Source organism: Microbacterium sp., from assembly GCF_003248605.1.
GTDB lineage: Bacteria > Actinomycetota > Actinomycetes > Actinomycetales > Microbacteriaceae > Microbacterium.
Window position 1 is genome coordinate 23,410 of record NZ_QFPF01000023.1, and the last position, 8,176, is coordinate 31,585.

Here is an 8,176-nt window from a genome sequence, read left to right on the forward strand (position 1 = left end):
ACAGTGGTCCCACCGGCAATGGCTCGGGCGATGCTGTCGGTGATGCTTTGGGCGATGGCACGGGCGATGGCTTGCGACGCGATGGGGGACAGACGTGGCCGAACGGGTGATCACCGTCTCCGTCCCCGAGGGGCTGCACGCCCGGCCCGCGGCCGAGCTCGTGCGTCTGGCCCACGAGCACCCGGGTTCCGTCGAGGTGCGCGCGCACGGGCGCGCACCGGTCGATGCCGCCAGCATCCTGGGCGTGATGACGCTCGGGGTCGATCCCGGCGAGAGCGTCGTCGTGGCGGTGCAGGGCCCCGGCGCCGATGCGCTGCTCGACCGCATCTCCGCGCTGCTCGACCCGGCCTGACGTTGGCCTGCGCGCCGCGGCCTGCTGCCTCGGCCTCGGTCTCCATCTCGGCGTTGGGGCGTCAGAATCACGTTGGGGCGTGGCGCAGCGCGCCCCACGGGGATTCTGACGCCCCAACGTGGTGGTCGAGGTGCGTCCCGGGGACTCTGACGCCCCAACGTGGTGGTCGAGGTGCGTCCCGGGGGTTCTGACGCCCCAACGTGGTGGCGCAAGGGCCGGGTTGCGCCTGCGCTCAGCGCCGTGCGAGCCGCGCGCGCAGTCCGGCGCGCACGGCCGGCCACTCGTGCGGCAGGATCGAGTACACGACCGTGTCGCGCAGCGTGCCATCGGGCATGACGCTGTGGTTGCGCAGGACCCCATCCTGTTTCGCGCCGAGCCGCTCGATCGCTGCGCGCGATTGCCGATTGTGCCAGTGGGTGCGAAACTCCACCGCGATCGCCTCGCAGCCCTCGAAAGCATGACCGAGCAGGAGCAGCTTCGCCTCGGTGTTCACCGCCGTGCGCTGCACCGACGGCGCGAGCCACGTGTAGCCGATCTCGACACGACGGTTGCGCTCGTCGATGTTGCAGAACGTCGTCATGCCGACGGCACGGCCGGATGCTGTCGCCACGACAGCCCACGGGTTCATGCGCCGCGCGGCATGCTCGCCCTGGCGGCGCGCGATCTCGCCTTCGACGGCGGCGGAGTCGGGAACCGACGTGTACCACGGACGCGCGTCGCCGAATTCTCGAGCCGCGTCCTGGAGATCGGTGGTGTGGATATCGGCGAGCGGCTCGAGCCGCACGTGCGTTCCGTCGAGGGGCAGCGGATCGGCGAGCAGCATCCATCGATCGTATCGAGGCCTGCGCGGACGATCGGTGTGCGCAGCAGCCTCGGCTCGTTGGGGCGTCAAAATCACGTGAAGGCGTGGAGTTCCGCGCCCCAACGCAGCGCCGACGCCCCACCGGCTCCAACGGGCCCTGCGTCGTCAGGGTCGCGGCACCGCCACGCCGAATGCCGCGAGCCGGGCCGCCAGCGTTCGAACCGAGGCGAGGTGAGTCATCTCCCAGCGCAGAATCCGCCAGCCGGTCGTGCCTCGGATCCAGTCCTCGCGGCGCTTCTCATCGAGCAGGGCCTGCTGGGGCGTGCGGCCGGCGAGGAAGAGGGGGTCGGAGTACTTCGCTTCGCCGTCGAACTCGCCGAAGGCGAGGATGTCGTCCAGACCGAAATCGACGAAGTAGCGGGTGCTATCCGGTCCGGGTACCTCGACCTGCAGGCGCGGCGCCGCGAAACCCAGCCGGTGCAGGTAGAGCCTGCTGATGCTCTCTCCCGGTCGGTCGGCGCGCGGGTCTGCGAACGTGATCAGCTCCGTCGCCCGGGCGGCGCCGGGGGTGCGCGGCGTCAGCCAGTCCAGCGCGTCGCGGCGCAGCCGGTCGACCGCCGCCTGATCCTCTCTTCTTGCCGAGCGCAGCGCCGCGTCGGCGACGGCGACCGCCGCCTCCGGCGCGTCGAATCGTGCGACGCTCGACATGGTGCGCGCGAGGTCGGTGATCAGCAGACCACGGACCTCGATCACCCCCGCATCGGTCGTGCCTCGATGACGACTGATATCGGCTGCCAGATGATCGCGAGGATTCGGTGCGATGACGTGCGTGCGCTCGTCGCGGGATCGGAACACGGGTAGTCCGTGCACGGCCGCGGCCGTGGAGTGCGAGAACACGGGCGGCTCATCCGATGCTGCGTGCCAAGCCCGAGCGCGCAGGATGCGCCACTGCTCGGGTGTGAGCGCGACGGCATCGGCGCTCGAGACATAGATTCCCCGCCGCACCCGCGTGATCGTTCCCGTCTCGACGTGACGTTTGATCTGCCGATCCGTCAGCCCCGCCCTCGCGAGGGTTCGATTCGTCGCGAGCGGGATGGCGAAGGCATCGGTCATGAATCGAGGGTGCGGGATGCTGCACGTCGCGCGGTCGCCGTCGTGCAGCATCCGGGGACTCGTCGTCGCGCACTGCAGCTGGGGAGGAGCGGCGCCTGGCGCGTTGGGGCGTCAGCGCGACGTTGGGGCGTGCTGCAGCGCGCCCCACGGTGATTTCGACGCCCCGACGTGGGTCGGGGCCGCCCGGCTTCGCGCGTTGGGGCGTCAGCGCGACGTTGGGGCGTGCTGCAGCGCGCCCCACGGTGATTTCGACGCCCCAACGCAGAGCACCGAAGCCCCAACGCAGAGCACCGACGCCCCGACGCAGAGCACCGACCGCCCCAACGCAGAGCACCGACGCCCCAACGCAGAGCACCGACCGCCCCGACGCAGAGCACCGACACCCCAAACGCGGGGCGGGACGCGGAAGGCGCCCCGAGTCAGCCGACGAGGGCGCGCGCCGCGGCGTCCAGCGCCGCGATGCGCGACCGGGCATCCTCGGCTGTGTCGCCACGCACATCGAGGTAGACCTTGAGCTTGGGCTCGGTACCGCTCGGGCGCACGATCACGCGTGATCCGTCGTCGAGCCACACCCGCAGTACGTCGCCGCGCGGCAGGTCGCCGTCGCCGCGCAGCAGATCGTCGATGCGCGTGACGTGAACTCCCGCGAGTTCGGCGGGGGGCTGCCGACGCAGCCTCGCCATGATGTCGGCGATGACGCGCACGTCCTCGACCCGCACCGAGACCTGACCGCTGGCGAAGTGACCGAACTGGGCGGTCAGCTCGTCGACGAGTCCCGCGAGCGACGACCCACGCCCCCGCGCCTCCGCGGCAAGGCCGAGCAGGGCGACGGTCGCCGAGAGTCCGTCCTTGTCGCGCACGGTGCCGGGGTTCACGAGATACCCGAGGGCCTCCTCGAACCCGTAGATCAGCCCGGGCGCGCGCGAGATCCACTTGAACCCGGTCAGCGTCTCGTGAAAGTCCAGGCCGTAGTGCCCGGCGATCGCGCGCAGCCCGGGCGAGGACACGAGCGAGCAGGCCAGCGACGCGCCGGGCACCGCTCCCGCCTCGCGGGCCAGGCGAGCCGCCCGCCACCCGAGCAGCAGCCCCACTTCGTTGCCCGACAGCGCGCGCCAGCCTCCCTCGACGTCCGCGGGCACGGCGACAGCGAGCCGGTCCGCGTCGGGGTCGTTCGCAACCACGAACTCGGCGTCCGCCGCACGCGCCGCCTCGTAGGCGAGGTCCATCGCGCCGGGCTCCTCGGGGTTAGGGAACGCCACGGTCGGAAAAGCCGGGTCGGGCTCGATCTGCCGCTCGACGAGAACGGGCTCCGGATAGCTCGCCGACGCGAGGATCCGCGCCAGCGTGTCCCATCCCACACCGTGCATCGCGGTGTACACCCAGCGCATGCCCGCGGCGGTCTCGGGCGCGGGCGAGACCGCCGCCGTCGCCGCGACGTAGGCGTCGACGACCGACTCGGGCGCACTCTCGTAGCCGAGCGACCGCGGCAGCCGCGACACCGGAATCTCCGCCGCCACCCGCACGATGTGCGCCGAGATCTGCGCGTCGGCGGGCGACACGATTTGGGCGCCCTCGTCGGCGCCGCCGAGATACACCTTGTACCCGTTGTCGTCCGGTGGGTTGTGGCTGGCGGTCACCATGACCCCCGCGTCGGCGCCGAGGTGACGCACGGCGAACGCGAGTACCGGCGTCGGCAGCAGTCGGGGCAGCAGGATGGCGCGCAGGCCCGCCCCCGCGAAGACCTCGGCGGAGTCCCGCGCGAAGACGTCGGAGTTGCGCCGGCCGTCGTACCCGATCACGACACTCGGTGTGACGCCTTCGTCCGCCCGCTCGCGCAGATAGGACGCAAAACCCGCGGCCGCCTGCGCGACGAGCACCCTGTTCATGCGGTTGGGACCGGCTCCGAGTTCGCCGCGCAGTCCGGCGGTGCCGAACGCGAGGCGCGAGCCGAATCGATCCGCCAGATCCGCGCGCGCCCCCTCGTCCCCCTCCGCCCGCGCGAGCAGGTCCTCGAGCTCGGCGCGCGTCTGCGGGTCGGGATCCTGCGCGAGCCAGGCCCGCGCCTGTGCGATCACGTCACCCGAAGAGGCGCGGGATGCCGGGGCCCCGGCATCCACGTCGTTCACAGCGCCCCGATCACGCGGGCCAGGAGCGAGGAGATGACCGGCTCGGCCTCGCGTCCGGCCTCGATCACCTCCTGGTGACTGAGGGGCGTGGTCTGGATGCCGGCGGCCATGTTCGTGATGAGCGAGAAGCCCAGCACCTCCATACCGGCCTGGCGGGCCGCGATCGCCTCGAGGGCGGTGGACATGCCCACGATGTGACCGCCGATGGTCTTGGCCATGCGCACCTCTGCGGGGGTCTCGTACTGCGGCCCGCGGAACTGGCAGTAGACGCCCTCGTCGAGCGTGGGATCGATCGTGCGCGCGAGGTCACGCAGGCGCAGGGAGTACAGATCGGTCAGGTCGATGAACGTCGCGCCCTCGAGCGGCGACGCCGAGGTGAGGTTGATGTGATCGCTGATGAGCACGGGCTGCCCGGGCTTCCAGGCGGGCTTGATGCCGCCCGCGCCGTTGGTGAGCACCATCGTGCGCGCACCCGTCGCCGCGGCCGTGCGCACGCTGTGCACCACCCGCCGCACCCCGTGGCCCTCGTAGTAGTGCGTGCGGGCGCCGATCACCAGCACGTGCTTGCCCTTGGGGGTGGTCACACTGCGAAGTGTGCCCACATGGCCTTCGAGGGCGGGCTTGCTGAATCCCGTGACCTCGGTGGCGGGAAAGGCCGCGACCTGCTCGCCGAGCAGCTCGGCGGACTTGCCCCAGCCCGATCCGAGGGTCAGGGCGATGTCGTGCTGCGCGACGCCCGTGAGGCGCGCGATGTCGTCCGCTGCCTGCGCCGCGACCTCGAAGGGGTCGGTGGCGGGATCGTCGAGCGGGTGTGTGGTGTGCGATGACATGTCCCCACTTTAGAAAGCGCGGGGCGCGCGGGCCAGACGGCCGCGCCGCGCGTGTGCGCGTCCGGGTGACAGAATGGGGATCATGCCGGGTGAGTTCGAGCGCACACAACGGATCGCGATCATCGGCGGGGGGCCCGGCGGATACGAAGCCGCGCTGGCCGGCGCCCAGCTGGGAGCCGAGGTGACGCTCATCGAGCGGGCGGGCGTGGGCGGTTCGGCGGTCATCACCGACGTGGTGCCGTCGAAGACCCTCATCGCCACCGCCGACGCCGCATCGGCGATCTCGGAGGCGACCGACCTCGGCGTGCAGTTCTTCGCGCGCGGGTCCGACGGCAAGCCCAGCCGGCCCGAGGTCGCGATCAACCTGGCGACGATCAACAAGCGCCTGCTCGCCCTCGCGCGTCAGCAGTCCGAAGACATGCGCGCCTCGCTCGCCGCAGCGGGCGTGCGCATCATCTCCGGCCACGGACGGCTCGAAGGCACGGATGCTGTCGTGGTATCCACTGGCGCGGGCGGCACGGACTTCGACCGGATCGAGGCCGACACGTTCGTCGTCACGGTGGGGGCGTCGCCGCGCGAGCTGCCCAGCGCCAAGCCCGACGGCGAGCGCATCCTGACCTGGACCCAGCTCTACGACATGCCGGCGCTGCCCGAGCACCTGATCGTCGTGGGCTCGGGTGTCACGGGGGCCGAGTTCGCTTCGGCCTACATGAACCTCGGGGCCAAGGTCACGCTGGTCTCCTCCCGCGATCAGGTGCTGCCCGGCGAGGACGCCGACGCCGCCGCCGTGCTCGAGAAGGTCTTCAAGCGCGGTGGCATGACCCTGCTGTCCAAGGCGCGGGCCGAGTCCGTCGTCCGGGACGGCGACGGTGTCGTGGTCTCGCTCGCGGACGGCCGCACGATCGAGGGCAGCCACTGCCTCATGGCGGTCGGCTCGGTCCCCAACACCGCCGGCATCGGCCTCGCGGAGGCGGGTGTGCAGATGACCGACTCCGGTCACATCCGCGTCAACCGCGTCGCGCGCACGTCGGTGCCCAACATCTATGCGGCGGGCGACTGCACGACCTTCGTCCCGCTCGCTTCGGTCGCCTCGATGCAGGGGCGTACGGCCGTGTTCCACGCGATGGGGGACGTCGTCATCCCCGTCGAACGCCGCCGCATCGCCGCGAACATCTTCACGGCGCCCGAGATCGCGACCGTCGGCTGGTCGGAGCAGGACGTCATCGAGGGGCGGATCGAGGGAGTCGTGCACAAGCTGCCGCTGGCGTCGAATCCCCGCGCGAAGATGATGGGCATCAAGGACGGCTTCGTCAAACTGCTCGCCCGCCGCGGGTCGGGCACCGTGATCGGCGGCGTGATCGTCGGGCCGAAGGCGTCCGAGCTGATCTACCCGATCGCCGTCGCCGTGGACCGCCGTCTGAGCGTCGACCAACTCTCCCGCGCGTTCACGGTGTATCCGTCGCTCACCGGCAGCATCACCGACGCTGCGCGTGCGATGCACATCGTCGACCGCGACCACGAGCAGTACTGAGGTCGCGCGACTGCACCTGCACGACAGCATCCGCCCGAGGCACCCGCTTGCGCCCGGGCGCGCGGCCATGACGCCTGATCAACGCTCGTCGCTGCGGTGCCTGTGGATGTCCCGATTTATGTCGGCCTGGCTGCGCCCAGGCGACAGAAATGGGGACACGCCCATGCGCGGGGGGACTCCGCCGCGAGGTCGTGCGCCTGGGCCTGGGCCTGGGCGCGTGCAGGCTAGGAGATCGTGAGCAGGGCGTGGCCGGCCGACACCGTCGCGCCGGGGGAGCCGTCGATCCCGCCGATCGTGCCGTCCTTGTGCGCCTGGAGCGGCTGCTCCATCTTCATCGCCTCGAGCACGACCACGAGGTCGCCCTTGACGACCTGCTGACCCTCGGCGACGGCGAACTTGACGATCGTCGCCTGCATGGGGGCCTTGACGGCGTCACCTGACGCGCCGGCGACGACCGACGTGGAGTGGTTGCGGCGTGAGGGGGGAACGGCGGCGGGGCGCCCGGCGACCCCGGCGGGTGCGACGATGCGGTCGGGAAGGCTGACCTCGAGCCGCTTGCCGGCGACCTCGACCACGACGGTGTGTCGCGCGGGCGCCGGGGCGGGGTCGCCGAGTTCGCCGTCCCACGGCGGGATGTCGTTGTCGAATTCGGTCTCGATCCACCGCGTGAACACGCCGAACCGACCGTCTTCCGCCGTGAAGGCGGGGTCGCGCACGACCTTGCGGTGGAAGGGCAGCACGGTGGGCAGCCCCGCGACCTCGAACTCGTCGAGCGCGCGTCGGGCGCGGCTGAGGGCCTGTTCGCGATCGCGTCCCGTGACGATGATCTTGGCCAGGAGGGAGTCGAACGCGCCGCCGACGGTGTCGCCCGCGGTCACCCCGGAGTCGAGACGGATGCCGGGGCCACCGAAGGTCTTGAAGACGTGGATGGGTCCGGGCTGAGGCAGGAAACCGCGGCCGGGGTCTTCGCCGTTGATGCGGAACTCGATCGAGTGGCCCGTCACCTCCGGGTCGCCGTACTCGAGCAGCCCGCCGGCGGCGAGGCGGAACTGCTCCCGCACGAGGTCGATGCCCGTGACCTCTTCGGAGACGGGGTGCTCGACCTGCAGGCGGGTGTTCACCTCGAGGAAGGAGATGGTGCCGTCGGCGCCGATGAGGAACTCGCATGTGCCCGCACCGACATAGCCGACCTCGCGGAGGATCGCCTTCGACGCGTCGTACAGGACGCGTGTCTGCTCTTCCGTGAGGAAGGGCGCCGGCGCCTCCTCGACGAGCTTCTGGTGCCGGCGCTGGAGGGAGCAGTCGCGGGTGGAGACCACCACGACGTTGCCCGCGGAATCCGCGAGACACTGCGTCTCGACGTGGCGGGGCTTGTCGAGGTATTTCTCCACGAAGCACTCGCCGCGGCCGAACGCGGCGACG

At 71.3% G+C, this 8,176-nt stretch carries 7 protein-coding genes; 2 read left to right on the forward strand and 5 right to left on the reverse strand.

Features of this window, described 5'->3' with window-relative positions; translation table 11 throughout:
• The first annotated feature begins 94 nt into the window (after positions 1–94).
• The gene (locus tag DI573_RS05365; protein ID WP_292811448.1) at positions 95–352 is read left to right on the forward strand and encodes an HPr family phosphocarrier protein; all 258 of its coding nucleotides are present in this window, start codon (positions 95–97) and stop codon (positions 350–352) included.
• Between the two features lie 232 nt (positions 353–584).
• Here DI573_RS05365 and DI573_RS05370 read toward each other — a convergent pair whose 3' ends face one another.
• From DI573_RS05370 to DI573_RS05385, 4 genes are all read right to left on the reverse strand, one after another.
• Positions 585–1,175 (reverse strand): GNAT family protein, encoded by a 591-nt coding sequence (locus DI573_RS05370; protein ID WP_292811450.1) that lies wholly within the window; start codon positions 1,173–1,175, stop codon positions 585–587.
• Between the two features lie 144 nt (positions 1,176–1,319).
• Positions 1,320–2,267 carry a type IV toxin-antitoxin system AbiEi family antitoxin domain-containing protein gene (locus tag DI573_RS05375; protein ID WP_292811452.1) on the reverse strand — a complete coding sequence of 316 codons (948 nt, stop codon included), beginning with the start codon at positions 2,265–2,267 and terminating at the stop codon, positions 1,320–1,322.
• A 419-nt stretch (positions 2,268–2,686) separates the two neighbouring features.
• Entirely contained in the window at positions 2,687–4,384 is a 1,698-nt protein-coding gene (locus DI573_RS05380) for a phospho-sugar mutase (protein ID WP_292811462.1), read from the reverse strand.
• A gap of 5 nt (positions 4,385–4,389) precedes the next feature.
• Complete coding sequence (locus DI573_RS05385) at positions 4,390–5,223, reverse strand: purine-nucleoside phosphorylase (protein WP_292811454.1); 834 nt, start codon at positions 5,221–5,223, stop codon at positions 4,390–4,392.
• A gap of 82 nt (positions 5,224–5,305) precedes the next feature.
• On the opposite strand from DI573_RS05385, the gene DI573_RS05390 reads away from it, so the two are divergent.
• Positions 5,306–6,754, forward strand: coding sequence for an NAD(P)H-quinone dehydrogenase (locus DI573_RS05390; RefSeq protein ID WP_292811456.1), 1,449 nt, complete (start codon positions 5,306–5,308; stop codon positions 6,752–6,754).
• 224 nt (positions 6,755–6,978) lie between these two features.
• On the opposite strand, the gene DI573_RS05395 is transcribed toward DI573_RS05390, so the two are convergent.
• Positions 6,979–8,176, reverse strand: a 1,198-nt coding sequence (locus DI573_RS05395; protein WP_292811458.1) for a biotin/lipoyl-containing protein, incomplete at its 5' end; no start/stop codon positions are given.